The organism is Blautia hansenii DSM 20583 (genome assembly GCF_002222595.2).
Taxonomy (GTDB): Bacteria; Bacillota; Clostridia; order Lachnospirales; family Lachnospiraceae; genus Blautia; species Blautia hansenii.
Genome location: NZ_CP022413.2, coordinates 367,806 through 393,756, shown reverse-complemented (window position 1 = coordinate 393,756; position 25,951 = coordinate 367,806). Strand labels below are relative to the sequence as shown.

Genomic DNA, 25,951 nt, shown 5'->3' with positions numbered 1-25,951 from the left:
TTTCTCAATTATAATCTTTCTAATAATTCTTTTCTTCTTTCTTCATATCCCGGTTTTCCCAAGAGCGCAAACATATTCTTTTTATAGCTTTCTACACCCGGTTGGTCAAATGGATTTACTCCTGTCAAGTAACCGCTAATACCGCAGGCAAACTCAAAGAAATAGAAGAGCTGTCCTAAATAGAACTCATTCTGCTGTGGAATTTTCACCATAAGATTTGGTGTATTTCCGTCTGTATGTGCAAGAATTGTTCCGTTCATAGCACTTTTATTAACAAAATCCATGCCTTTTCCCGCCAGATAGTTTAAGCCGTCCAAATCGCTTTCTGCTTCTTTGATAATCACGTCTTCTTTTGGTTCTGCGATTTCAAGAACTGTTTCAAACATAATTCTGGAGCCGTCCTGAATAAACTGTCCCAGAGAATGTAAATCAGTAGTAAAGTCTACGGATGCAGGGTAAATACCTTTCTGGTCCTTTCCTTCACTTTCTCCGTATAACTGCTTCCACCATTCAGCAACATAATGCAATGTTGGTTCATAATTTGCAAGGATTTCTACTGCTTTTCCTTTTCTATGAAGAATATTACGAACTGCCGCATATTTTAAAGCATCATTTTCTGCATAAGAAGTATTTAATGCTAATTCTCTTCCTGATGCAGCACCTTCCATAAGTGCATCAATGGAAACACCGCTTACTGCAATTGGCAAAAGTCCTACTGCCGTAAGTACAGAGAAACGTCCTCCTACATCATCAGGTACAACGAATGTCTCGTATCCTTCTTCTGTTGCCAGAGTTTTCAGCGCTCCTCTTTCTTTATCGGTAGTTGCGTAAATTCTCTTTGCCGCTTCTTCTTTTCCGTACTTTTCTTCAATCATTTCTTTGAAAATACGGAAAGCAATCGCAGGCTCAGTCGTTGTTCCTGATTTTGAAATAACATTAATGGAGAAATCTCTGTCACCGATTACTTCAGCTAAACCTTTTACATAAGCTCCGCTGATGTTATTTCCTACATAATAGATTTCAGGTGTTTTTCTGTCTTCTTTTCTCAGATTGTTATAAAATGGGTGTCCCAAAAAGTCAATGGCTGCTCTGGCTCCTAAATAAGAACCTCCAATACCGATTACAAGAAGTACATCTGAATCATTTTTAATTTTGTCCGCAGCTTTTTTAATTCTATCAAATTCTTCTTTATCATAATTAACAGGAAGATCAATCCATCCAAGGAAATCATTTCCCAATCCTGTTCTGGACACGAGAACCTCTTTCGCTGTCTCTACCATTTTTTCCATTGCTGCTACTTCTTCTTCACGAACAACATTTACTGCTTTTGAATAGTCAAATGTAATTTTATTTTCCATTTCTATTTTCTCCTTTGACTTTTATTTGCATTAATACCTCTTTAGTTTAGCAAATCCATCTTATTTTATCAAGTTCATCTCTAACCAATTTCACAAAATTTTACAATGGATTTTCTGTTTCTTTTATTATAATTCCCAATCTTTTCGCCAGACTAACTGCCTGTGCCAGATTCACTTTTACTCCTTTTAGTTCCTCCATAGTATCAGAAACAATGATTTCTTCTATGTCACATGTGGCGAAATCTATGTCTTTCAAAGAAGTTTTAAAAAAACTTGCTTTACGAAAACATACGTTATCTACCCAGAAATTTACAAATCGGCATTTACCAAATCCTGCTTCGGTAAAATCTGTATCTTGAATTTTTACAAAGCCAATATGAGCTGCATCAAATCCCGTTTCCATAAAGTTGCACTCTAAAAATGTAACATGATTTATCCTGCTGCCGTAAAAATCAGCACCCACTGCTTTACATTTCTGAAAAGAACAACACTTAAAGTAAGCATCGCTAAAATTTGAATTTGAAAAATCACACTCCACAAATCGAACATTTGTAAAAGAAGTTTCAGAAAAGTCACATCCTGTAAATCTACACCCTCGAAATACAGTCTGTTTAATTTCTAAATGCCCGGCATGAATTTTTGTCAAAAAAATATTTTCGAATAACCGGTTTATAATCTCATATTCCTGCTCTGCACTTTCTTCCAAGATGTTTTTTGCATCTTTCACAAGTGCTAATTTTTTCGGTATGACAGGTGCTTTCAATTCCTTTTTGCTCATTGCTTTTCTTGTCCTAATACTGCCGGACATCCTTTCTTTTTATTTTTTCCTTTGTTCTTGTTGATGCAAATACTTTTCTCTGGTAGCAAGTCCACCACGAATATGACGTTCTGATTTATTTACATCAAGTACTTTTCTTGCACTATATGCTAAAGCGGGGTTAAGTTGCTGTAATCGCTCGGTTACATCTTTATGTTTGGTCATTACTATTTAGAGCTGTTTTATTTTCACACTCGTCTTCCACTAAAATGCTTTCATTTAATCCCAAATCTCCCAATAATCGAAGGTAAATATCCACATTTCCATCTTTGTCTACTTCGATTTTCTTAATCAGTCTCTTTAACTGTACATTGGTCATCTCATGAACATCTGTAATATCCTCAATCTGCTTAAAGGTATCGTTTAGAATTTTTTCCATCTGGTCTCCCTTTGTCAAATTGCTAGATACCATTTTCAACTCATTTTCCATACGCTCCAGTTCTTGCCGTGTGCCACCTAATTTATCATTCAATTCTTCTCTGGAAATCAAATCATCGGTGTACATATCCATGTATTTCTGTCTCATTCTCTGTAATCTGGCAACTTGTAAGTTTAATTCCTTTTCGTACTCTGCATTTTCATCTTTTGCTTTGTACACTCTTTGAAATTCTTTCACTACATAATCAATCACTTTATTTTTTTGCTGTAGAATCCGATTGAAATATCCCTGTAAAACCTGGATTAATTCTTCTTCATCTACAGCAGTTTTATTTGGACAGCTATCTGCTCCTTTTCCATTTCTTCCGGAACAAACCCAGCGCACATAAGTATTTTTGTAAGTACGGACTGTTCTTCTAAACGACCATCCACATTCTTTACATTTAATCAACGTAGAAAATAAATATTTGTTACTTTGACGTTCATGATTCAAGTTAAATGCATCGTTTCTTCCACGAAGAATTTCCTGTGCTTTTTCAAACACTTCATCTTCAATCATACGAAGCTCCGGACGTTCCACAACAAGCCATTCCGTTTCATCCTTCTCTCTTCTCTGACCAGTCAGAAAATCACTGATTTCCTGCTTTCCATTGATAATCTTTCCCGTATAAATCTCATTGGTCAAAATCCGACAGATGGCATTCTGGCTCCATTTGCAATTTCGCTTTGTTCGATACCCTTTTTCATTCAGCATATTAGAAATCTTGGCAGCACCGTAACCTTCTTCTGTGTACCACTTGTAAATTTGTTTGACAACCTTAGATTCTTCTTTGTTAATCTCAAGGTTAAAATAATCCCCGATCGTTTTATCATAACCGTACACAATATTCGGAACTCGTCCCTTTTCTGCATTCAGTTTCTTTCCAAATTTCACTCGCTTAGATGTATTAGCGCTTTCTTCCTGAGCCAATGCTCCAAAGATGGTGAGAACAAACTCACTATTTCCCATACTTGTCATATTCGCTGTAAGGAACTGGGTTTCAATACCTAACGCTTTCAGCTTGCGAACATTCTGTAAAAGATCCACGGTATTTCTGGCAAAACGAGAAATGTCCTTTACAACGACCATATCAAACATTCCTTTTTCCGCATCAGACATCATACGAAGAAATTCCTTACGATTTTTGATTTTGGTTCCGGAAATACCTTCATCTGCATATAATTTTACTAAGACATCTCCGGTGCGCTGCGTATATTCAGAGAAAAATTCCTTTTGAGCTTCTAAACTGTTGAGCTGGTCGGCTTTATCTGTGGAAACACGGCAATAGGCTGCTATCTTCATAGTGTTACCTCTCTGTATCAAATTTATTTTCTGTTACATCTATATTATATATCAAAATAAAGATTCGTAAACAGAAAAAGAGAAAATTATTGAAATTAATCCCATCTCAAACTACTCTACTTTTATTTATCTTTTAATCTCTTGAGCGGACCGCAATCGGAAGGAATATAAATAAATACTGCCGTTTTCTCAATGAAAAATTAAAGAAGTTTGAGGGAAAAACACCGAAAAAACAGCTTGATCAAAAGTGTGGCTGTAAAAATCCAGACAAGGGATTTTTGCGGCCAAAAATAAATTTCATCTTTCATAGAAAAAAGGATCCTACGCAAGGTGGAAGGCTAACAAGCCTTGTCCTTGCAGGGATCCTTTCAATTGCTACTGAGGATGCCGAAATGTGATATTAACCGACAGCCCCTTCTGCTTTATTCTATATCTTTTTGTAATCCGTTCATTCGACAACCTCTATCTGGCACGCTTTCATGACCTTCAGTGCAGTCTCATGACTTTCCGGTGTTACCCCTGCGTATCTCGTTTAAATACGAGCTACACCGGTTCTCTTTGCTGCCTCAGCAACCGCTTTGGCTACCGCTGGTCCTACTCGCTTATCAAATGCCTTCGGAATAATATACTCCGGAGAAAGTTCCTCATCTGTGATCAGATTTGCAAGTGCTTCAGACGCTGCCAATTTCATTTCGTCATTGATTTCTTTTGCTCTCACATCAAATGCACCACGGAAGATTCCCGGGAAAGCAAGTACGTTGTTGATCTGGTTCGGGAAATCACTTCTTCCTGTGGAAACAACTTTTGCTCCGCCTGCCTTTGCATCATCCGGGTAAATCTCCGGAGTCGGGTTCGCACATGCAAAAACAACTGCATCTTTGTTCATGGTCTTAACCATCTCTGTTGTAACAGCACCCGGTGCTGAAACACCGATAAATACATCAGCGCCAACCAGCATCTCTGCAAGAGAACCGGATTTTTTAGCCAGGTTAGTAACTTTAGCCATTTCTTCTTTGATCGGATTCATGCCTTCCGGGCGTCCCTCGTAGATTGCACCCTTTCTGTCGCAGAGAGTGATATCTTTGAATCCTGCTGTCAGAAGGAGACGTGCAATAGAAATTGCAGCAGCTCCTGCTCCGTTCATAACGATACGAACATCTTCTTTTTTCTTTCCTACAACCTTCAGTGCGTTGGTCAGACCGGCAAGAGTGATAATCGCTGTACCATGCTGATCGTCGTGGAAAATCGGGATATCACATTTTTCTTTTAATTTCTTCTCAATTTCAAAACATCTCGGTGCTGAAATATCTTCCAGATTTACTCCGCCAAAAGAACCGGAGATCAGATAAATTGTATTAACGATCTCATCTACATCATTGCTCTTGATACAAAGAGGGAATGCATCTACATCGCCAAATGCCTTGAAAAGTACACATTTTCCTTCCATTACCGGCATTCCGGCCTCTGGTCCGATATTTCCAAGTCCAAGAACAGCTGAACCGTCAGTTACTACCAGACACATGTTCCATCTTCTGGTAAGATCATAAGATTTATCCACATCCTTCTGGATTTCGAGACAAGGCTGTGCAACACCTGGTGTATAGGCAAGTGACAGATCATCCTTATTTTCTACAGGTACTCTTGTTACAACTTCAATCTTACCTTTCCATTCTCCATGCAGTCTTAAAGATTCTTTTGCATAATCCATTTCTATTGTCCTCCCTGGTATCTTAAATTTTGCGAAACCGTATCATTCAACTCTTCTATTGTTGCTGTTCACTCCGTTCACAGCAATCTTCTAATCTATTAATAATTACCGGTAAAGAATTTGCTTTCTTTTGGAAGCTCATATCCATCAAAATATTTATTAAAGTCAAGTCCGAGATATCCACACAGATTAGCAAGTTCGACCATCGTATTATCGTTTACAGGTAATCCATGCTCTCTTCTATCTTTTTCTGCCAAAACTTCTTTTTCACCATGTGTATAAATACGATCTTTGCCTTCTGCCTTCGGACTTTCTCTCAAAGCTTCCAGGTATTCTGAAAAGTGTCTGCGGATTGCTTGAGGATCACCAAATGCAGCCGGATCGATTGCCATAAATCCATGACAGATTCCTGTTTTATCCGGGAATGTGCAGCAATGATCCGAAGTAACACCCATAGAAAGAATGGAACTGAATAGTTCACACAGCATACCATATCCATATCCCTTGTGGCTTCCTGTAACCTCTTCATTTCCACCAAGGGGCATGATTCCACCGCCCTTCTTTGCAACAATATTGGAAAGGACATCCGGTGCATCTGTACTTGCATGACCATCTTTGTCCAGGGCCCATCCATCCGGAAGTGGTTTCTCCATTTTATTGTACATTTCGAGTTTTCCTCTTGTAACTACCGTGGTAGAACAGTCAAAGAAAAACGGGTACGGGTCTGCCGGCATAGCTACTGCGATTGGGTTTGATCCAAGCATGGCTTTTTTGCCAAACGTAGGAACCATAATAGCCTCTGAATTTGTACAGGCCATTCCCAGAAGTCCCTCATCGCATGCCATCTTTGCATAATATCCAGCGATACCGAAATGATTAGACTCACGGACAGTTACAATTCCAACTCCAGTCTTTTTGGCTTTTTCGATTGCTTTTTTCATTGCATAAACGGAAATAAGCTGTCCCATTCCATTATGACCATCAATCACTGCAGATATCGGTGTTTCAAATACAATTTCAGGCTTTGCCTGCGGATGGATCGTTCCCTTTTCGATTCCCTTATGATAACGCACCATTCTCTGCATGCCATGACTTTCTATTCCATAAAGGTCAGCCGTAAGAAGCACATCCTTGATCTGATTGCTTTCTTCCTCTGTAAAACCAAACGCCTTGAATACGTCTCCGCAAAAATGATTCAGTGTCTCATGTGACCATTTCACATATCCCATTGTTTCGTCCCTCCTTCTGGTGTTGCCAGTTTTATTTATTGGCATTACCAATTTACATTTTAATTATACCTCCGGTATTACCAAAATGCAATAGAGGTCATATCAATTTATCCTGTAAAAATGCCCAAAATTTCTCAGGATTTTTTTTGCATTTCTTCCATATAACGTTCAATCGTATCCATATGTTCGGACATACATCGTTCCGCCTGTTCTGCATCTCCGTTGATGATTGCCTTAACAAGCCGATGATGCTGGTCATCAACCTCTCTGACAGAATTATTCTTTTTCATAATGTAGTCTCTCGTCCCGGAAACAATATTCTCAGTAAGCTGATCTGCTGCCGCAAGGACACTGTAAACCATCGGGTTATCTGCGATCTTTGCAATCTTCTTGTGAAGTTCGCGATCCAGTTCACCCCGTATCTTTTCATCTTCTGCGGCGTCCAGCCGTGCAAGAATCACCCATAATTCTGCTGCATCCAGCGGTGTGCACTTTCGTGCCGCAAGAATTGCCGCTTCTCGCTCCAGTGCCGCACGGAACTGCTGATTCTGGCGCAGATATCCATTATTTAATTTAAAAAGTATGGATAAAGGTTCGATCAGCCAGGTATCCAGGTCCTCCGTAATATAATTTCCGCCTCCCGGCACCGGCTTGACTATTCCCAGCAGTTCCAGTGCTCTCAAAGCTTCTCTGACTGCCGGTCTGGATACTCCCATAATCTCCGCCATTGTCCGCTCCGCCGGAAGGGCATCGCCCGCTTTGAGACTGCCATTCTGAATGTTCTCTATAATCTGATTTAAAATCCCGTTGAAAGCCCGTTCATCTCTAATTTCTTTAAACATGCTCCATTCCTCCACATCCCATTTCCGTCCGTGTATTCTTACAGGCGGTATCATTTTTTCACCGTCTTTCCCATACATTTTATTTTTGGTACAACTGTACAGTACGACAGATATTTCTTATAATATAGCATTCCTGACAGTTTACAGCAAGTGGAATGGATTTTGACCAAGTTGCTGTGAACGGAGCGAACAGCAATCACATTAAGAAGGGACCACTCACCGGAACTGGATTGTAATCTGTCAGTCCAACGAATTGCAGAATCCATTTCTTCTCTATAATCTAAAAAATACTCGGGAAAATGCCGAACAATATCATACTCATTTCCAAACATAAGCATACCCGCTGCTGTTGGATGCAATTTCCCATCTTCTTCGGAAACAGCGCCGCTCCAATACTTCTTAAATACTCATGATCGTTCAGTCGTTCAAAAGGATGCCCTTCCTTCAAAGTTCTATGGCTGTTTCGATACCCATGAATTGTATCATAATTCAAATCTTCCATAGGAACCTTGTCCAAAATCTCCATATCCATCGTTCTCTCTGTCTGATCACGAAGCATTGCTTTTACTTGCAATCTGGTACAATGATAATCTCCTTCATAATTTCTACGGAACGTTCCGTTAAAAATATCATTATTAATATAAATCGGTTTTTGCTCCCTCTTTGCCATAGGAACATATATCACCATGATGACATCTTTCCTTTCACCTATTGTATAGGTCTCGATATCATCATCCGTTAGTAAATTGAGGTTTACTTTCTTCGGGTTATTAATCGTATCCCAAAAATCTTTACACAATTTCGATTCATTTTGCAATCCGGTTGTTTGCCAGCTCCCATCTTTTTCCTCTTTAATCCCTAGAATAATAACACCGCCATAACAGTTTGCAAAAGAAGAATATGTGTCCTATAACGAGATCGGCAATCCTCCATTCGCTTTCTTTACTTCTCTTCTGTTATCTTCTCTATATTTATCGAACTGTGAAATATCAAATTCTTTTCTCATAATAAACAAGGTCTCCCTTCAAAATCGCAACTTCTTATTCATCAGTTTCCCCTTTTTCCATCAAGACCACAAGTAAACCTGTACTCCCAAACCTTTTATTTTTCCTCATGCTTGTCCTCTTCCATATTCCTTTCAGCTACCTCCTGCATAACTCGGTCAACTTTCTTCGCATTCACCTCAATAAATACTTTTAATATGTAATCGGCAGTCACCTCCGCAGTATTCGGATTGTGAAAACGATAATTCAATTTTTGTTTCTTCATAGAGGTGCTCCCACCTCCCTTTTCTCTTTGTCCATTACTATGAAAATACCTACTGAAATAGTCCTATACTTCACTTCATTTTTTAAGTATTTTGAATCTCCCTCTATATAACGAAAGGAAAATGAACTCTTTTACAGGGTTGAATTCCATATTTCTTTTATTTTTTTGCAGAGCAAGATCCACCTATGTTTAACATTATCGATTTTCTCTCCATGTCATCTCATGAGTTTCTTTTTGACGGGGACACCCCATACCCATAAAAATATCTTAAGTTTACCAAAATGTCACAGTAGCTCTTCGTGTAAATTTGTCATTTGAAGGAAAAAACAGACATACGATTTTATCTCTGAAATCATATAGCGGCATTTATCCAAAATATAATTTTTGTTGCGAAGCCAATTAGCAGGTATGGGAATGCTCTCCATCAAGGGCATACTCCGAATAAGAATATGCGAGAAATTGCGATATGGTAATACGGGGTGGATCTTGCTCTGTAAAAAGTATTCTAAAACATTCTATAGTTTGCATTATGAGAAGTTCGCCGATGGAAGTGTGAAATATATTGAGGAGGAGATACCATTTGAGCTGCCGAAGGGGTGGGCGTGGACAAGATTTTCTGCCATAACAATTAATCGTGATAGCGAGCGAAAACCCATATCGTCATCTCAACGAACGGATGTTGCTAAAATCTATGATTATTATGGAGTTTCAGGCAAGATTGATAAAATTGATAAATACATTTTTGATGAACGACTTTTGCTTATAGGTGAAGATGGAGCGAATCTTGTGACACGTAGCAAACCGATTGCCTTTTTTGCCGAAGGACAATATTGGGTAAACAATCATGCTCATTGCATCGATGCTACTGACAAATTTATTTTGGAATATCTTTGTTTTTATATCAATGCAATTAGTTTGGAAAAATATGTAACTGGCTCTGCTCAACCTAAAATGACGCAGGATAATATGAATTCTATTCTTATTCCGTTACCGCCATATAGTGAGCAAAAACGTATGAGTCAACGCCTTAATGAAGTGATGTATACGGTTGATAATATTGAAATCGGGAAAGCAGCTATTAGGGAACTTGCTTCGAAGGCAAAATCCAAAATCCTTGACCTTGCCATTCGAGGACAGCTTGTGCCACAAAATCCAGATGATGAACCTGCTTCTGTTCTGTTGGAGCGTATCAGAGCAAGCTTTCCTTTGCTTTCCGCTAATTCTGCCTGCCACTTTGCCATATATTTTTCAATATCCTCTATACTGAGTTTTTCTGTCCTATTAAACAAAATATCCCATTGATCAGGATAAGCGTTCCAATTTCCATCTACAAATGCACTGTTTCCATTTTTAAGCGCCTGTCCCTGCAATGGCAGTGCAATCAGATTGCCATTCACTATCCACGTTGGCAAAATCTGTTGCTTCTGCACCTTTTTCATGATTATCAAAATCAAACACGATAAATCTGCATGTCCCATCCGACAACAACGGATATATACCGATTACGTCCGAACCATCTTCTTTATATCCCAGCAGATGTCCAACGATTTTCTTCACGTCCAGTTTTGTCCATTTTTTATTTTCACACTCATCGCAGAATATCTTTTCTCCACGCTGTTTCGGACAAAGTTTAACATCCCATCTATTATCACATTGTGGAAAATAGCCGCCATTCTTACCGCGCCTGGCATAAACATCCTCTCTTCCCCAAAACATAGAAAAGAAGCGTATCGCCATCTTCTCTGTAATAAACGTAGGATGTACAATACGCGCTCCTTGGTCGAGATCATACTCTTCTGCATTTTCTATCGTCTCTTCAAAAGGATTGATCTCATCATATGGAATATTTTCTTTTTTCAATTTGTCTTTTAAAATCCTATTTTCATATTCAAGTAATCGAACAATGCTCCTCAAAGCTTCCGCATCATAAGCTTCTATATTCATACCGCCACCTGCAATTCTCAACACACAAGTACCATTCGGATATACTTTGTCGCCTTATCATCCAGTCTCGTTTCCGTATTCTGATTAAAGATATGTCATAAACCTTATATTTCCGCTTGAACAATACGCCCGAAATTTATCTCATCTTTAAAAAGATCATATACGTATCTTGAACTTTCCATATATAAACCGGTTTCTTTATCCTGAAGTTTTTCAAAGACTTTTGAATTATAAAACTTATTCATAGCCTCATCATATTCTATATCCTGATCTGAAGAGAACATATCAACAATATCCTGAATGATATATTCTATTAATTGTTCCTGCTTACCCATATTAATTCCCTACCTTTCGCAAAAGTTTTATACTTTTTTCTGTATGAAAAGAATACTGCGACGATGTCTTCTTATATATCATTCCTTTCAACAAGGTTTCAAAATCAATAATTTCATTTTCATACTGACGAAATAATAATGCCATATTATCATCCGCAACAGGTCCTATAACAATGTCATATTTGTTATCCTTATTACACAAAATACCTTTCACATTTGTAAATGTTCGATTTCTATTATTCATGACAAATTTTGCCCATTCTTCCGTTGTTTCCAAACCGAAATCCTTAACCTTGATATCCTCTATTTTTCTGAAATCATCTTGTATTTCAAAAGTATTGACAACGGGAGAACCACCATAAATCTTTGACACCCTTACGGCCATATTTTCTGCCTGTTCTTTTATGTCTGTCAAATAGAACCCTTTTCCAAAATCCTTATATGGTCTGCACATTGCCAAATTTATACTATCAATTACAATATTACTTCCGTGATATAATCTCATAACGCGCCTCCGTTTTTTCGGCACAATATTCCTAAGTCTTCTACTATTGTTCCAAAATCTAAAGTATGTTCAACTTCATAGTTTTCTTTTATAAACGCAATCCCTTTAAATTGAAAAAGGTAACGGAATGCTTCTTGTATGCTGAGATTATAATGTTGTGCAAATTCATTTATACATGCAACAGTAAAACCTATTTTCTTTTTCTTTTCGCTCATACAAAACCTCCTATTATTTTACAACTACTGAAAATACACTCACTTCTGCAATTCCTCATACTACCCATCTTCCTTAACAATTTTCCTTCACTTTATTTATCACACATCAAAATCCGGCTTTTCGAAGCTCATCCATCATAGCCGGTCTTCTTTTGTAATCTTGCTTCCAACACTCTGCAATATCACGTGCTATCTTTTTGCCATCGGGATATTTTGTAATCTTTTTTAGGTAGGATATTAAATACTTATATGACTTTCTATCTGATGTTCGAGTTGATTCCTTTTTCACATATTGCACATACATATCCCTGATTTCATTCGGTAAATACTTTTTCAATACTTTTTCATATTGATCTAATACATGAACAGACTGGTTCTTTTGAATTTCCTGAAGCAATCTTTCAAATAATTCTTCTTCCACTAAAAATTCATATCGTATCCAATAAGAAGTTTTCCCCTGTAAAAATTTTTCTCTTTGCTCCTCCCATTCCGTTTCACTACACAGCTTTTTCAATTTGACAATGTATTCCAAATCACGCTGCATACATTCAAACACCTGATATTGCAGTTCCTGCACGTATTCGTTCTGCATATTTCTTTTTTCGTAAATTTGAATTAATTGCTGACTATATTCTGCTACCAATCCGGCTTTGTCCGCATCCAATTTTTTACTTTCCTTCAATACTGCAATGGCTTCTTCATACTTTTTATCAGATAAATATTCCTGTATTTCCATCTTCCGAATTTCAGAAAAATTCCTATATTTCTGCCGATATTCTTTTATTTCCTGCTTAGAATAACTCAATTCTTCCATCAAACATATCCTTGTAATTATGTTATTGACCATACCGTAATATGCGGAATACGAATCGCCACTATAGTTTTCTTTTTGAAACTTAACGATTTTTTCATCCAACATATGAAGTTTCTTCTGAAGTAGTTCTTCATCATGAAATTCATTCAGCAAAAAATCACTAATATAATCTTCCAAATAATCAATTACATAATTTTCCTGATGATCTTGAAACCATTGAAACATATTTTCTTTTTCTTTATCATTACATTCTTGCAGTATTGTTTGCCAATACTCGTAACAATTATCTGCTACAAATGATGTGCCTCCATCTGAATCATCTATATCTCGATTCCCAATCTCATAAAAGATACAATTTACTAATTCAAATGCTTCCATTCTATAATTTTTCTCCAATAACAGCGGAACATTTTCATCTAAAAGCGTATTCAATGCATCTGTATAATCTGTTGCATGATAATAATCTACAAACCCGCCTCTGTCAGAATAATGATAGCCGATATCATTTACCTGTTGTTTCAATCTGATCATATGACACGGTGTTATCGGCGCATACTTTGTCATAATCCTATTATATAGAAACTCATCCGAAGTTGCCTGAGAAAATACGATTTCCTGTAATTCATCTATTGGAATTCCGGCAATAATCTCTTGCAATTCTTTATTTTGTTCCTGAACCTTTTGAAGATAATTTCCCGGTATTTTTGTATCTGGTTCTCCTTCTTCTATCTCATACAAAACCGCCGCCACATGTTTGCAATAATTTCCTTCTTCTGCATACGGACATGTACATGTCATATCATAAACCCGATCATCCCGAATCTCTATTTCTACATCATAATCCTCTGTTCCTTCTACTACTGCTGTATATCCTGTCGAAGTCTGTTCCAATGAAGTAACATAACCTTCCTCATAATAATTCAGTCCACGTTCCAATATATGTGTACGAAACAAATCTTTCCATGGTTTCATTGACTTTATCCCCTCAACCGTTCCTAATACAATCTTTCTATATTCTATTTTAACCGATTTCCACCCATAACACAATAAAATCACCCAAAAGAAAAAGACCGCATTTCTACGGCCTTCTCCTTCTTTACCTCACCTCATAAACAACCTTCACAAAAACGCCTCTTTTGTTACATCTATATGTACCGTACTCTTACTTACTCCAAATTTTTTCGCAGTCTGCCTTACTGTTGCCTTTTCTTCAATAATATAATTGGCTATTTCAATTGCCCTTTCTTCAATATATTCTTTCAAGGATAAGCCTCCGAAGACGCTGTTTTTACAATGTATGTCTTCGGTTTATACAATATACCATGTGCTTAAAAAGAAAACTCGCTCAAGGGCTAAATGGTATTTTATACTTTACTCCACATCACTTTCTTTTGCAAGTATTGCTGAATATTCAATTTTTGTTAATCATATACATTTTCTAGGAATTCACATAGATAATATAACTATGTGTAATCTATTTAACCGCTGCCACCGACAGAGTAAATACACTTTTTCAGCAATTTAATAATCCGGATACTACAGAATAAATAAAAAATGAAAAAAATGGTAGAAAATGTCGTATTTAAACATCTTCTACCATTTCTTACTGCGGATAACAGGACTTGAACCTGCACGTCATGGACACCAGAACCTAAATCTGGCGCGTCTGCCAATTCCGCCATATCCGCAAATCTATATTGTTTTAAAAAAATAACCAAGGTTTTTGACCTTGGCTGTTTTAAACAGTGAAGCATCGGGGATTCGAACCCCGGACAACTTGATTAAAAGTCAAGTGCTCTACCGACTGAGCTAATGCTCCGTAATATTATTAAACTGGGCTAGCTGGATTCGAACCAGCGAGTGCAGGAGTCAAAGTCCTGTGCCTTACCGCTTGGCGATAGCCCAAGACCGCCTTACGGCTAGGGTGGATAAAGGGATTCGAACCCTTGGCCTCCAGAGCCACAATCTGGCGCGCTAACCAACTGCGCTATACCCACCATGTGCATCTTTGATGCGAACGTGCTTGGAGGGATTCGAACCCCCGACCCACGGCTTAGAAGGCCGTTGCTCTATCCAGCTGAGCTACAAACACATCACATTAAACCTTTTGGGCTTAACGTAAGCGGGTGATGGGAATCGAACCCACATATCCAGCTTGGAAGGCTGGTGTTCTACCACTGAACTACACCCGCATAAAATAAATAACATTTCTTTTTTTAAGAAACAGTCGGGGTGACAGGATTCGAACCTGCGACCTCCTGGTCCCAAACCAGGCGCTCTAGCCAAGCTGAGCCACACCCCGAAAGTGTTTTTTGTTGTCCTCCGAACTCTCTTGCCCGGCGACAAGGTATACTATACCAGCACTTTCTAAAAAAGTCAACACTTTTTTTAAAATTTTTTTTATTTTTTTTATTAAAGTCTCAAACCCCTTATAAATCAAGGGATTTGGGACTTTTCTTACAAATAATAAATCGTATATTTCGCCTTTCCTGCTCCATCTATTTCCATAATAATATAACTGGGCTTTCTTCCTATTTGCCTTGGATAGGAAAGACTTCCTGGATTTAAAATCGTAATTCCATTCTTCTCCTCAATCTCTGGTCGATGAGTATGTCCATACATTGCCACTTTGGCATTTCGAAATGCTGCTTCCTCACAAAGCCTGTCTGTTCCCACAGAAACCCCATAATAATGTCCATGGGTAATAAAAATATGATAATTTTTTATCCAAAAGTCTTCCTCTCTTGGCAAATCTGAAAAAAAATCATTATTTCCCGCTACAATATGCACAGGGCAGCCTGCAATAACCTCAATATAGTCTTCTTGCCCTTCTACATCACCTAAGTGAATTAAATGCTGAAAAGGTCCTTTTTCCGTTAGAATACGCTCCAGATTTTCCTCATGACCATGAGTATCACTGACAATCAATACTCTCATAGCAATTCCTCACGTTCAAGAAGTTCTTTCATCTTACGCAATGCATTTCCTCTGTGGCTGATACTATTCTTCTCCTCAGGAGGAATCTCTGCTGTGCTTACTCCTCTCTCAGGAAGATAAAAAATCGGATCATATCCAAATCCATTGGTACCACGTTCTTCATATCCGATAATCCCTTCTATCGTTCCACGAACAACAAAGCTTCTTCCATCTGGAAACGCCGCTGCAATGGCACATACGAAGCGTGCAGTTCTCTTTTCATCCGGAACTCCTTCCAGACGGTCGATGAGATTTTGGTTTTTAATATGATAAGAAGTATCTTCTCCCATATATCTTGCAGAATAGATGCCCGGTTCACCGTTCAAATAATCAATTTCCAAACCAGAGTCATCTGCAAGAACCATTTCTCCTGCCAATTTACATACTTCTTTTGCTTTTATTAAAGCATTTTCTTCAAAAGTATTCCCATTTTCCACAATATCAGCTTTAATTCCTACGTCCTTCATAGAAAGGATTTCCACAGGCAGTTCTCCCAAAATTTCTCTGATTTCAACCATTTTATGTTCATTTCCGGTAGCAAAAATCAATCTTCTCATTTGACACTTTCTCCTTTACTCAAGAGATTTTTTCTTTCTAGGTGGTTTTGGCCCTAAAAACTGGTAAAAATACGTTTTCATCATACCATTATAAATTTTACGATTTTTATCTGCGTTTCTTCCAATATAACGTTCCGCATCCTGATAAGCAGTAATAAGATACATAGACCATGAATCCAGTCTCTGAAAACTTTCACCTATGGTAGTATACAGCTGAGGCAGGTTTGCTTTCTCCTCAATACGTTCCCCATAAGGAGGATTTGTAACAATAAAACCATATTTTTTTGGATGATTTAAATCCTTTACATCCCTTTGCTGAAAATGAATAAGTTTCTCGACACCTGCGCATCGAGCATTTTCTCTTGCAGCTTTTACAATTTCACCATCTAAATCATATCCTTGAATATCAGTTTCCACATCAAGACGCATTAAATCTCTTGCTTCATCATGAGCATTATACCAATGTTTTCTGGAAATTATATTTTTCCAATCCTCAGATAAAAAGCTTCTGTTCATCCCCGGTGCAATATTGGCAGCTATCATGGCAGCCTCGATAGGAAATGTCCCACTTCCGCAAAAAGGATCTACCAAAATCCTATCTTTGTTCCATGGCGTAAGCATCAAAAGTGCCGCCGCCAGCGTTTCTGTAATAGGCGCTTTGCTGGTAAGCTGGCGATAGCCTCGTTTGTGTAAAGACAAACCTGTTGTATCAATACCAATGGTAGCCATGTCTTTCATAAAAGAAACCCTTACCGGATAACTGGCACCATCTTCTTCAAACCACTCTACATGATAAACGGATTTCAATCGTTCTACCATTGCTTTTTTCATAATGGACTGTATATCTGAAGGACTAAACAATTTACTCTTTACAGAGTTCGCTTTTGCAACCCAGAATTTACCATTTACAGGAATAAAATCTTCCCACGGCAAAGCCTTTGTTTTATCAAATAATTCTTCAAAAGTTGTAGCTTTTATTTTTGCTACCTTTAAAAGAATTCTCTCGGTTGTACGCAGAAAAATATTAGCTCTTACAATGGCCTCTGCATCTCCGTAGAAAGTAACTTTTCCGTCTTCTACTTCGCTGATTTCATACCCTAAATCCTGTATTTCTCTTTTTAATACAGCTTCCAGTCCAAAATGACAGGGTGCTATTAATTCAAATATTTTCATGAAAGCTCTAACTCCTTAACGATTTCCCCTTCAAATCCACGAATACTGAATACGCCATCTTCCAAAATAGCATAAGTTGGAATATTGCCCTCCTTCGGAATTGAAACAGAGCCTGGATTTAAAATTGTATAATTTTCTTTCTTTTCTGCACGCAGCACATGGGTATGTCCATGAATGAAAATATCTCCATTTTTCATTGGCGGAAGATTATTTTCATTATATACATGCCCATGGCTTGCATAAATAGTTCTTTCCCCGTCCATAATAATGCAGTAATCTGCCATAATCGGAAATTCCAGAACCATCTGGTCTACTTCTGCCTCACAATTTCCCCTTACCACATAAAGCTCATTTTTCTTTGCATTGAGCATTGCGATAACTTCCTTCGGAGCGTACTCTTTTGGTAAATCATTTCGAGGACCGTGATATAAAATATCACCCAGTAGAACCAGACGCTCTGCTTTTTCCTGCTCATAGGCCTCCAGCATTTTTTTACAATAATATGCAGAGCCGTGAATATCTGAAGCAAACATATATTTCATGTTGTTTTTCTCCTTATCGTGTACTTTATTTTTTTATTTTACTATGCACATTAGAAAAATACAAGTTCGAACCTCGATAACATCGTATTCCTCCTACTACCGATTTCACTGTATATCCCATTTTCATAAGTTCTCTGGCAGCAAAGAGACTGCTGCTTCCCCGGCTACAATACAATACCAGCAATTTGTCCTTCGGAAATCTTCTGCATCTTTGAATTTCCTCATATGGAATATTTACTGCGGTCTTTACATGGCTTCTCTCATATTCCTCTGCGTCTCTTAAATCTATAATAACGGCATCCTGTCTGCCTACATAAGCATCTAATTCCTCTGCTGAAATCGTATCAATACTCAGCATAATTCTCATTCCTTTTCTTTTAGTATTAGTATATGCGGCAGAAAAAAAGGAAACTCCGGTAATAACCGAAGTTTCCTGCAAGGGGGCTCTTTTTTTAATAGCTGTATTCTGATTTGGAATTATTTTTGTCCGCTGCATTTCTGTTAGATGAGTTTGTTGAATTTTTGCTGTTGGATGCAGCGGATTTGTTTGTGTTATTCATGTTGTTTGCATTAGATGCAGCTTTGTTCTTATTTGTGTTGTTCATGTTTTTTGCCATGATGAAATACCTCCTGAATAAATGTTTTTCGTTACAGTCTTATTATCCCTGTAATCAAAAATAATATTCTCAGGAAAATATATTAAATTGATATTTCTTAAATTTTAACAATTTTCTAACAAAAAAATAATATTATTGCTTTTTTTTCCTTTTATATTATAATATGGGTTGTAAAAGGAATTTACCCTTCAAAATTTTTTTTACATTATAACCCCTTATTTAATTATTTATACTCCCCTCGAAGTCCCTCATAGCTCCCCTATGAGGGATTTCTTTTTGTTTCTACCGCTTTCGCACAATGGAAATCACAACGAAAATTAAGATTACCGGCAATAAAATCGGCAGTAAAAAGGATAATAAAGTTGTAATAAGTGAAATAATTAAGAAGATAACTGCAATAGCAATTCCAATATATACATATTTCTTCGCTTTGCCGGATAATCCCTTCTTCTTTTCTTCACTTTGTACATCTTGTGTGGTCTCTTCATAAAAATAATTTTGATTTTCTCTGCTGTTGGGTGCAGTATCCAGAATGGTTCTGGCAATCAGACGGGGGTCTCCCAGCATATTCAAAACCTCTTCTTCACTGCTTTCGTTTTGTTTTTGTTCTTCTATATAATTCATATAATACGATACATGCTCCGCCACCTGATTTTGGGGAAGCTGTTCGCTTAATACTTCTTTTAATTCTTCCAAGAACTCCCTTTTCGTCATATTACACCCGCTCCTTCTCTCATTTTGTATGGAATTCCTCAGCTAACTTTCTAAAGCTGTCTAAGGAATTCAAAATCGTCTCATAAGAGACACAGTAGGCAATTCTTACATATCCGGGACAGGAAAAAGAAGAACCCGGCACAATCAGAATATGATACTTCTTCGCAGCTTCGCAAAATTTCTTTTCGTCTTCTATCGGAGATTTTACAAAAAGATAAAATGCGCCTTCCGGCTTAATGCAATGAAATCCCATTTCTGTAAGCGCATGATACAAGGCTTCACGATTTCGGTTATAATAAGGCACGTCCGCCTTTGCCTCCAAGCATCTGGCAACTACCTTCTGCATGAAAGAAGGTGCGTTCACATAGCCTAAAATTCTGGTTGCCACATTGGCTGCTGCCTGAATTTCTTCTGCATCTGCCGCTTCCTTTGGAATGACAAGATAGCCAATTCTTTCACCCGGCAGTGAAAGGGATTTGCTGAAGGAATATCCTACAATGGTATTTTCATAATATTTTGTCAGATAAGGAACTTCCACACCGTCATAAACCAGCTCACGATAAGGCTCATCGGAAATCAGATAAATATCTGTTCCAAACTCCTGCTGCTTTCTTCTTAAAATATCTGCCAGCTTTTGAATGGTTGCTTCTGAATATACCACTCCCGTAGGATTGTTGGGAGAATTGACAATCACCGCTTTTGTCCGCTTTGTCAGCTTTTCTTCCAGTTCTTTTAAGTTCGGCTTAAAATCTCTTGTGTCAGGGCTTACTACTACGACAACCCCGTCATAATTAGACACATAGGCATTGTACTCTCCGAAATAAGGCGCAATAACCACAACCTCATCCTGTGGATTTAACAAGGTTTTTAAGATTACATTTAATCCCCCTGCCGCTCCTACTGTCATGATGATGTTTTCCTTCTCAAAAGAAGTATCAAATCTTTCATTTAAAGACTCTGCCACTGCCTGTCTTACATCCTCATATCCGCTGTTACTCATATAGCCGTGAAGCACAACAGGGTCTTCTTCCTTTACAATTTCGCACATTGCAGCCTGAACCTCAGGCGGTGCAGGCACATTGGGATTTCCCAGACTAAAATCATAAACGTTTTCTGCACCATATTCCTTCGCCAGTTTTTTTCCTTCTTCAAACATTGCACGAATTGCCGAGCTGTTGTTCACCAATGCCTTCATCTTATCTGCTATCATGTCAACCATTCCTTTCCCTGCGTTTTTCTCATTGTATCATGAAAATGAAAGTTTATAAAGACTGCTGTAAATTCCTTCTTTTTCCATAAGCTCCTGATGTGTTCCTTCTTCTGCAATTCCATCCTCTGTCAGCACCAGAATTCTCTGAGCTTTTCTGATTGTGGAAAGTCTGTGAGCGATTACAAAGGTGGTTCTGTCTGCGGATAGCTTTTCCAAAGAGTCCTGCACAATTTTTTCGCTCTCATTGTCAAGGGCAGAGGTCGCTTCATCAAAAATCAAAATCGGCGGATTTTTCAGAAAAACTCTTGCAATAGAAAGTCTCTGCTTCTGTCCTCCGGAGAGCTTCACCCCTCTTTGTCCGATATCCGTATTGTAACCGTCATCAAGCTCCATAATAAAATCATGGGCATTGGCTGCCTTAGCTGCCTGTATGACCTCTTCGTCTGTGGCATCGGGTTTTCCGTATCGGATATTTTCCATAACTGTTCCTGCAAACAGATAAACGTCCTGCTGTACAATACCGATTTTACTTCGCAAGCTGTGCAGTTTAAGCTTTCTAATATCCTGCCCGTCCAGCAGCACTCGTCCCTCTGTCACATCATAGAAACGTGGAATTAAGCTGCAAAGAGTTGTCTTTCCTGCTCCTGAGCCGCCTACCAAAGCCACATACTCTCCTGCATTTACCTTGAGATTTACGTTTTTTAATACCTGCTCTTTATTTCCCTCATAAGAAAAAGAAACATTTTCAAAGTCAATCGCCCCTTTTACATCGGTAAGCTCGCAGGCATCCGCATCATCAGTAATGTCCGGCTCTACCGCCATGATTTCACGGAAACGTACATATCCGCTATATCCGTTCTGGAACTGCTCTGTAAAGTTAATCAGCTTTTTCACAGGCTCCGTAAAGTTATTGATGTATAAAAGCACCGTTACCAAATCCTCCACGGGCATCTGTCCCTTTGTAAGAGAAAATGCTCCTACCAGAAGCACCACAATAGTAATCAATGTGGTAAACGCTCCCATTCCGGAATAGTAAGTTCCCATATACTGATAGCTCTGCTTTTTAGACTCTACAAAACGCTGGTTTCCGATTTTAAATTTTCTCATTTCTTCCTGCTCGTTGGCAAAGGATTTTACCACACGAATGCCGGAAAGACTGTCTTCAATCTGTGTGTTAATATCTGCAATGCGGGCCCTGTTTCTCTGAAACGCCGTTTCCATTTTGCGGTTAAAGTAAAGCGCATATAAAATTAAAAACGGAATAAAGAAAAATGCAGCCAAAGCCAGACGGATATTGATAAATGCCAGAATAATAAATGCTCCCACAAATTTAATAATAGAAATAATCAAATCCTCCGGTCCGTGATGCAAAAGCTCGCTGATTTCAAACAAATCGGAGGTCACTCTGGAAAGGAGCTGTCCCACCTTCTGATTGTCAAAAAATGCAAAGGACAGCTTTTGATAATGACTGAAAATTTCATTTCGCATATCCCGCTCAATGCGGGCGCCCATCAGATGCCCATAATAGGCAATATAGAAATTACAGAAGGCTTCCAAAAGCACCAGCGCAATCATAAAAATTCCCAGCTTTATAATTACGTTTACTGCTTTTTCTACCGGATAATACACTACATTACTTGTAATATAACGCACCAGCAGGGGAATTACCAAGGTAATTCCTGCTCCTAGCACTGCGAAAAACAGGTCTGAAAAGAAAAGTCCTTTATAGGGCTTATAATAACCTGCCAACTGCTTTAATGTCTTTTTCATTTCCTATTCTCCTTTGTATCTTTTCCTTCTTTTTACGGGTTACAGCTCTTGCAGGCGCTGTACCCTGCGTCTAATAAAGCATTGATGTCCCCTTTATAATAGCTTCTGTTCTCCTCCGACATCTGTTCTACGGAAGAGCAGTCTTTTTTATGGATTTTCTTTGTATGCGCATTTAAGACAAAGTCACATTCCTGCTCATTGCTGTTATTAAACTCCTGTATGTCCTCATCTTCCTCTGCCCCGCTTCTGTCTCCCGGAGTATAATCATTACAAGGCTCTTGCTCAAAGGTCAGCTCCTGTCCGTCACTGTACATGAGAATTGTCCCCTGCAAATCTGTACGAAATACAGGCACATCGTACTTCTTTAAAAGCTCCATGGTATCTGCTCTGGGATGTCCGTATTTATTGTCTTTTCCACAACTGATTACACTGTAAGAGGGAGAAACTTTCTTAAAAAATTCTTCACTTACATGTGAGCCATGATGGTTCATCAGCATCACATCTGCCTGAATATCCACACCGGAGTCTAAAATTTCTTTTTCACTTTCCAGCCCGATATCTCCGCCGATAAAAAATTTCTGTTCTCCGTTTTCTAAAATAATGCCTACGGAGTCTTGGTTTTCATCCTCATGACCATAAGACACCGGGGAAATAATTCGAAATTTCGCACTTCCCAAGGAAAACTCCTGTCCTTGCTTGGGATGAACTGCCTGATATCCTTTTTCCTCTGCGATTTTCTTATAAGACTGAAAAATATTAGAGTCAGCCTCATAATCAGGAGTAATCAATGTACCTACGGGGAATTTATGTAAAGCACCCACAGCTCCTGACAGATGGTCCTCGTCAAAGTGGGAAATCAGCACATAATCCAGCTTTTCAATCTTTTGCTTTTCCAGATAGCTTACTACAAAGGAAGAGCTCTTTCTTGCGCCTCCGTCTATCAGCATGGTTTGTCCTTCTGATTGAAGCAATATGGCGTTCCCCTGCCCCACATCCAGATAATGAACCGTAAGTCCGCCTGCTGTCTGTGCCTTTTGTGCAATATCAGAATTTACGCTGCCCTGCATCTTCTCTTTCCCGCAGCCCCAAAGAGGCACAACAAAAAGAAGCATTGCAAGTATAAGTCCTAATAGTCGTCTCATTTTTGTCTTCATTTCTTTTGTCTCCTTTTCCTGCCGCAGCACGCTCCTTACGGAGCATTTATTATGTAATAAAACCGCAGACACACATTTTAACTTTTGTGTTCATCTGCGGTTTCTGTCCACTATTCCTGTGCAGCCTGTGTATCAGCTTCCGGCTCCTGCTCTGTTACCGTAGCAGTTTCTACAATCACATCGCATGCCTTGTTCCAAAGTACACTGTCTTTTAATACATTTAAATCGCCATAATACATTTTCATGGTTTCTACATCAGGAAATCCGTTTAATTCTGCGAATTTTGCCTCTTCTGCTGTATAGTCTTCTTCGCTCATTTCAATTCCTTCTGCATTGAAAATAGCCTGTACGATTAAATTCTGCTGTAAATAAGTCTGTGTGGACTCTGTCAGTACCTGCTCTACTTCTTCCTCAGAAATTCCCTGCTGTTTTACATAGTCGTCTAAAGTCATCTGGAACTGCGCCTGATACATCTGGTCAAGTCTTTCCCTTACGTCCTTTTTGCCCTGTTCTAAAAGAGCTTCCGGATATTCCTTAAACTCTGTTGCCTCTACGACCATAGAGAACAAATCAGATTTCACCTGACCTTCATATTCTAAATCAATGCTTTTCTGCATTGCCTCTTTTTCTGCCGCTCTGAATTCTTCCACAGTTTTATAATCTGTATTTGCCGCTGCCCATTCATCGGTAAGCTCCGGCTTCACAGAAATACTGTTAATTTTCACCTTAAACTGCACTGCTTTTCCTTGCAGCTCTGTTGCTCTATAATCTACCGGAAAAGTCAGGTCTAAGGTCACTTCTTCTCCTTTTTTGTGTCCCACTAATCCATCCTCGAACCCTTCAATCATAGAACCGGAGCCAATAAGCAGGTCTTCACCCTGTGCAGAACCGCCTTCAAATTCCTCGCCATCCATATAACCTGTGAAATCGATGTTTACGATATCATCCTGCTGAACCGCTCTGTCCTCTGTCACTTCCACCTTATACTGGCTCATAAGCTTATAGGAAATACTGTTCTCTACTTCTTCGTCTGTCACAGATGCCTTTGGCGCTTCTGTTACCTGAAGATTTTTATATTCTCCTAAAGTAATATAATCTTCTATCTTGTTAATGTCCGCCGCAACTACTTTTCCGTCTTTATTTGTCAGCTTAAAGTCCTCCTGCGCAGACTGCTCTGTTTTTGTTCCTTCTTTATCCTCTGTCTTGTCCTTCTTTTCGCCACAACCCATTGCTGTACCCAGAATTCCCAATGTCAGCAGAAGGATTATCATTTTTTTCTTCATGCCTTTTATTTCCTCTCCGTTTAAAATTAGTATACAAAAGCAGTTATACCATATTACCACCGAAAAAGAAAGGGTTTCAGGGGATTTTTAGTTGCCTTTTCCATGAAAGGGTGCTAGAATATTCTAAGTATGAATTACTGAAATAATAGGAGGATTAACAGAAATGCTTACGAAAATACTTCTGGTTGTTTTGGTTCTTTTAATCATTGGTATTATTGTTCTCTTTTTCCTTGGAAAAAAGGCTCAGAAAAAACAAGAAGAACAACAGGTACAGCTGGATGCCATGAAACAGACAATGTCAATGCTTATCATTGATAAAAAACGTCTGCCTATTAAGCAATCCGGTCTGCCTCAGATGGTTATCGACCAGACTCCAAAGCTTATGCGTCGTTCTAAGCTGCCTATCGTAAAAGCCAAAATCGGTCCAAAGATTATGACTTTAGTAGCTGACGAAGCAATATTTGACTTAATTCCTGTAAAGAAAGAAATCAAAGCCGATGTAAGCGGTATTTACATTGTAGGAGTAAGAGGACTTCGTGGTTCCCTAACACCTCCGGCTAAGAAAAAGGGCTGGTTCAAACGCATGAAAGAAAAAGCTGCGTCTGCCCAGAAATAAACAGGATTATTACTTCAAGTAAGTATACACAAAAAAGTATTGGAGTATTAAGTATCATCCAGAAATATTCTGGAAATCACTTAATACTCCAACTCTTTTTTATCACTTCTTAAAGTAATAATCCCTTTTTATATGTTTAAGGAAAATTCACCGCTGTTCTTTTCTTTGACACTCACCGCAATCTGACAGTCTGCCGCATGCTCTCCGTTAATTTCCAGCGCATAGTCAATACAAAGCTCCAGACTTTTCTCCTGTTCTTTTATATCAATATTAGTCGCTGCAATTCCCATTTGAAGATTTCCGAAGGGAGTGGCGTAATAACTGATATTTTTCTTTTGCTCCTCGAAAATCATCTGCATATTGGTAAGTCCTTTTTTCTTTACTTCCACGCTGTTTTCTGAGATTTTAATGCTGTTTCTGTTCTGCTCTGTAAATCCTTCAATGGTTTCATTATAAAAAATATAATGGTGACCGTTTTTATAATAGTATTCGCCTTTTGCCACCATTTCTACTTCTTCAGGAGGACTGCCGTCTTCCATGCTCTGAAGTCCTTTTACTGTAACTAAAACATCCTTTGTCATTT

At 38.4% G+C, this 25,951-nt stretch carries 27 protein-coding genes, 7 tRNA genes and 3 pseudogenes; 2 read left to right on the top strand and 35 right to left on the bottom strand.

Annotated elements, in window-relative coordinates; genetic code table 11:
• Window positions 1-8 precede the first annotated feature (8 nt).
• From CGC63_RS01960 to CGC63_RS15395, 9 genes and pseudogenes are all read right to left on the bottom strand, one after another.
• Window positions 9-1,358, bottom strand: a complete 1,350-nt coding sequence (locus tag CGC63_RS01960; RefSeq protein WP_004221447.1) for a glucose-6-phosphate isomerase — start codon at window positions 1,356-1,358, stop codon at window positions 9-11.
• Window positions 1,359-1,458: 100 nt separating this feature from the next.
• Complete coding sequence (locus CGC63_RS01955; RefSeq protein WP_154965439.1) at window positions 1,459-2,136, bottom strand: pentapeptide repeat-containing protein; 678 nt, start codon at window positions 2,134-2,136, stop codon at window positions 1,459-1,461.
• A gap of 39 nt (window positions 2,137-2,175) precedes the next feature.
• Window positions 2,176-2,337, bottom strand: a pseudogene (locus CGC63_RS01950) (sporulation transcriptional regulator SpoIIID); the annotation flags it as partial.
• Window positions 2,327-3,895 (bottom strand): recombinase family protein, encoded by a 1,569-nt coding sequence (locus CGC63_RS01945; protein ID WP_004221452.1) that lies wholly within the window; start codon window positions 3,893-3,895, stop codon window positions 2,327-2,329. The gene CGC63_RS01945 and the pseudogene CGC63_RS01950, both read right to left, overlap by 11 nt.
• Window positions 3,896-4,427: 532 nt before the next feature.
• Window positions 4,428-5,603, bottom strand: coding sequence for an NAD(P)-dependent malic enzyme (locus tag CGC63_RS01940; RefSeq protein WP_004221454.1), 1,176 nt, complete (start codon window positions 5,601-5,603; stop codon window positions 4,428-4,430).
• Between the two features lie 98 nt (window positions 5,604-5,701).
• Entirely contained in the window at window positions 5,702-6,832 is a 1,131-nt protein-coding gene (locus tag CGC63_RS01935; RefSeq protein WP_009247458.1) for an Ldh family oxidoreductase, read from the bottom strand.
• 134 nt (window positions 6,833-6,966) lie between these two features.
• Window positions 6,967-7,674 carry a FadR/GntR family transcriptional regulator gene (locus tag CGC63_RS01930; protein ID WP_009247459.1) on the bottom strand — a complete coding sequence of 236 codons (708 nt, stop codon included), beginning with the start codon at window positions 7,672-7,674 and terminating at the stop codon, window positions 6,967-6,969.
• Window positions 7,675-7,954: 280 nt separating this feature from the next.
• Window positions 7,955-8,530, bottom strand: a complete 576-nt coding sequence (locus CGC63_RS01925) for a DUF8451 domain-containing protein (RefSeq protein ID WP_326929162.1) — start codon at window positions 8,528-8,530, stop codon at window positions 7,955-7,957.
• A 245-nt stretch (window positions 8,531-8,775) separates the two neighbouring features.
• On the bottom strand, window positions 8,776-8,943 hold the full coding sequence (locus tag CGC63_RS15395) for a hypothetical protein (protein ID WP_004221459.1): 168 nt from the start codon (window positions 8,941-8,943) through the stop codon (window positions 8,776-8,778).
• 552 nt (window positions 8,944-9,495) lie between these two features.
• On the opposite strand from CGC63_RS15395, the gene CGC63_RS01920 reads away from it, so the two are divergent.
• Complete coding sequence (locus tag CGC63_RS01920; protein WP_167530810.1) at window positions 9,496-10,245, top strand: restriction endonuclease subunit S; 750 nt, start codon at window positions 9,496-9,498, stop codon at window positions 10,243-10,245.
• A 2-nt stretch (window positions 10,246-10,247) separates the two neighbouring features.
• On the opposite strand, the pseudogene CGC63_RS16040 reads toward CGC63_RS01920, so the two are convergent.
• From CGC63_RS16040 to tig, 25 genes and pseudogenes are all read right to left on the bottom strand, one after another.
• Window positions 10,248-10,313 (bottom strand): annotated as a pseudogene (locus tag CGC63_RS16040) (hypothetical protein); the annotation flags it as partial.
• Window positions 10,294-10,887, bottom strand: coding sequence for a TOTE conflict system archaeo-eukaryotic primase domain-containing protein (locus CGC63_RS01915; RefSeq protein WP_242648434.1), 594 nt, complete (start codon window positions 10,885-10,887; stop codon window positions 10,294-10,296). The gene CGC63_RS01915 and the pseudogene CGC63_RS16040, both read right to left, overlap by 20 nt.
• A gap of 104 nt (window positions 10,888-10,991) precedes the next feature.
• Window positions 10,992-11,222, bottom strand: a complete 231-nt coding sequence (locus tag CGC63_RS01910; protein ID WP_004221465.1) for a hypothetical protein — start codon at window positions 11,220-11,222, stop codon at window positions 10,992-10,994.
• 1 nt (window position 11,223) lies between these two features.
• Complete coding sequence (locus CGC63_RS01905; RefSeq protein ID WP_004221467.1) at window positions 11,224-11,727, bottom strand: DUF3990 domain-containing protein; 504 nt, start codon at window positions 11,725-11,727, stop codon at window positions 11,224-11,226.
• Window positions 11,724-11,942 (bottom strand): DUF3791 domain-containing protein, encoded by a 219-nt coding sequence (locus CGC63_RS01900; protein ID WP_004221472.1) that lies wholly within the window; start codon window positions 11,940-11,942, stop codon window positions 11,724-11,726. Before CGC63_RS01900 ends, CGC63_RS01905 begins: the two co-directional genes overlap by 4 nt.
• A gap of 106 nt (window positions 11,943-12,048) precedes the next feature.
• The gene (locus CGC63_RS01895; protein ID WP_154965437.1) at window positions 12,049-13,728 is read right to left on the bottom strand and encodes an SWIM zinc finger family protein; all 1,680 of its coding nucleotides are present in this window, start codon (window positions 13,726-13,728) and stop codon (window positions 12,049-12,051) included.
• A gap of 165 nt (window positions 13,729-13,893) precedes the next feature.
• Window positions 13,894-14,019, bottom strand: a pseudogene (locus CGC63_RS01890) (sporulation transcriptional regulator SpoIIID); the annotation flags it as partial.
• A gap of 344 nt (window positions 14,020-14,363) precedes the next feature.
• Window positions 14,364-14,444: transfer RNA gene (locus tag CGC63_RS01885), tRNA-Leu, on the bottom strand.
• A gap of 58 nt (window positions 14,445-14,502) precedes the next feature.
• A tRNA-Lys gene (locus CGC63_RS01880) sits at window positions 14,503-14,575 on the bottom strand.
• A gap of 14 nt (window positions 14,576-14,589) precedes the next feature.
• Window positions 14,590-14,661 (bottom strand) — tRNA-Gln (locus CGC63_RS01875).
• An 18-nt stretch (window positions 14,662-14,679) separates the two neighbouring features.
• Window positions 14,680-14,753: transfer RNA gene (locus CGC63_RS01870), tRNA-His, on the bottom strand.
• Window positions 14,754-14,774: 21 nt separating this feature from the next.
• A tRNA-Arg gene (locus tag CGC63_RS01865) sits at window positions 14,775-14,848 on the bottom strand.
• A 29-nt stretch (window positions 14,849-14,877) separates the two neighbouring features.
• Window positions 14,878-14,948: transfer RNA gene (locus tag CGC63_RS01860), tRNA-Gly, on the bottom strand.
• Between the two features lie 35 nt (window positions 14,949-14,983).
• A tRNA-Pro gene (locus CGC63_RS01855) sits at window positions 14,984-15,058 on the bottom strand.
• 155 nt (window positions 15,059-15,213) lie between these two features.
• Complete coding sequence (locus tag CGC63_RS01850) at window positions 15,214-15,693, bottom strand: metallophosphoesterase family protein (protein WP_004221484.1); 480 nt, start codon at window positions 15,691-15,693, stop codon at window positions 15,214-15,216.
• Window positions 15,690-16,289 carry an XTP/dITP diphosphatase gene (locus tag CGC63_RS01845; protein ID WP_004221487.1) on the bottom strand — a complete coding sequence of 200 codons (600 nt, stop codon included), beginning with the start codon at window positions 16,287-16,289 and terminating at the stop codon, window positions 15,690-15,692. Before CGC63_RS01845 ends, CGC63_RS01850 begins: the two co-directional genes overlap by 4 nt.
• Before the next feature lie 15 nt (window positions 16,290-16,304).
• Complete coding sequence (locus tag CGC63_RS01840; protein ID WP_004221489.1) at window positions 16,305-17,462, bottom strand: THUMP domain-containing class I SAM-dependent RNA methyltransferase; 1,158 nt, start codon at window positions 17,460-17,462, stop codon at window positions 16,305-16,307.
• Window positions 17,459-18,004: a phosphodiesterase gene (gene yfcE, locus CGC63_RS01835; protein WP_004221491.1), complete on the bottom strand. Its 546-nt coding sequence runs from the start codon at window positions 18,002-18,004 to the stop codon at window positions 17,459-17,461. The genes CGC63_RS01840 and yfcE overlap by 4 nt, the downstream gene beginning before the upstream one ends.
• Before the next feature lie 25 nt (window positions 18,005-18,029).
• Window positions 18,030-18,362 (bottom strand): rhodanese-like domain-containing protein, encoded by a 333-nt coding sequence (locus tag CGC63_RS01830; protein WP_009247472.1) that lies wholly within the window; start codon window positions 18,360-18,362, stop codon window positions 18,030-18,032.
• A gap of 94 nt (window positions 18,363-18,456) precedes the next feature.
• Complete coding sequence (locus CGC63_RS15240; protein WP_009247473.1) at window positions 18,457-18,621, bottom strand: hypothetical protein; 165 nt, start codon at window positions 18,619-18,621, stop codon at window positions 18,457-18,459.
• Between the two features lie 282 nt (window positions 18,622-18,903).
• Entirely contained in the window at window positions 18,904-19,335 is a 432-nt protein-coding gene (locus tag CGC63_RS01825) for a DUF1700 domain-containing protein (protein WP_004221497.1), read from the bottom strand.
• Window positions 19,336-19,354: 19 nt separating this feature from the next.
• A complete protein-coding gene (locus CGC63_RS01820; RefSeq protein WP_040351073.1) occupies window positions 19,355-20,545 on the bottom strand; it encodes a pyridoxal phosphate-dependent aminotransferase in 1,191 nt (396 codons plus the stop codon).
• Window positions 20,546-20,581: 36 nt separating this feature from the next.
• On the bottom strand, window positions 20,582-22,315 hold the full coding sequence (locus CGC63_RS01815; RefSeq protein WP_004221502.1) for an ABC transporter ATP-binding protein: 1,734 nt from the start codon (window positions 22,313-22,315) through the stop codon (window positions 20,582-20,584).
• Window positions 22,316-22,347: 32 nt separating this feature from the next.
• Window positions 22,348-23,469, bottom strand: coding sequence for a ComEC/Rec2 family competence protein (locus CGC63_RS01810; RefSeq protein ID WP_040351034.1), 1,122 nt, complete (start codon window positions 23,467-23,469; stop codon window positions 22,348-22,350).
• 110 nt (window positions 23,470-23,579) lie between these two features.
• Window positions 23,580-24,752 carry a trigger factor gene (gene tig, locus CGC63_RS01805; protein ID WP_004221507.1) on the bottom strand — a complete coding sequence of 391 codons (1,173 nt, stop codon included), beginning with the start codon at window positions 24,750-24,752 and terminating at the stop codon, window positions 23,580-23,582.
• A 163-nt stretch (window positions 24,753-24,915) separates the two neighbouring features.
• Between tig and CGC63_RS01800 the strand changes: the two genes are divergently transcribed.
• Window positions 24,916-25,368 (top strand): hypothetical protein, encoded by a 453-nt coding sequence (locus CGC63_RS01800; protein ID WP_004221509.1) that lies wholly within the window; start codon window positions 24,916-24,918, stop codon window positions 25,366-25,368.
• A gap of 128 nt (window positions 25,369-25,496) precedes the next feature.
• Here CGC63_RS01800 and CGC63_RS01795 read toward each other — a convergent pair whose 3' ends face one another.
• Window positions 25,497-25,949, bottom strand: a complete 453-nt coding sequence (locus tag CGC63_RS01795) for a YwiB family protein (RefSeq protein WP_004221511.1) — start codon at window positions 25,947-25,949, stop codon at window positions 25,497-25,499.
• Window positions 25,950-25,951: the final 2 nt, after the last annotated feature.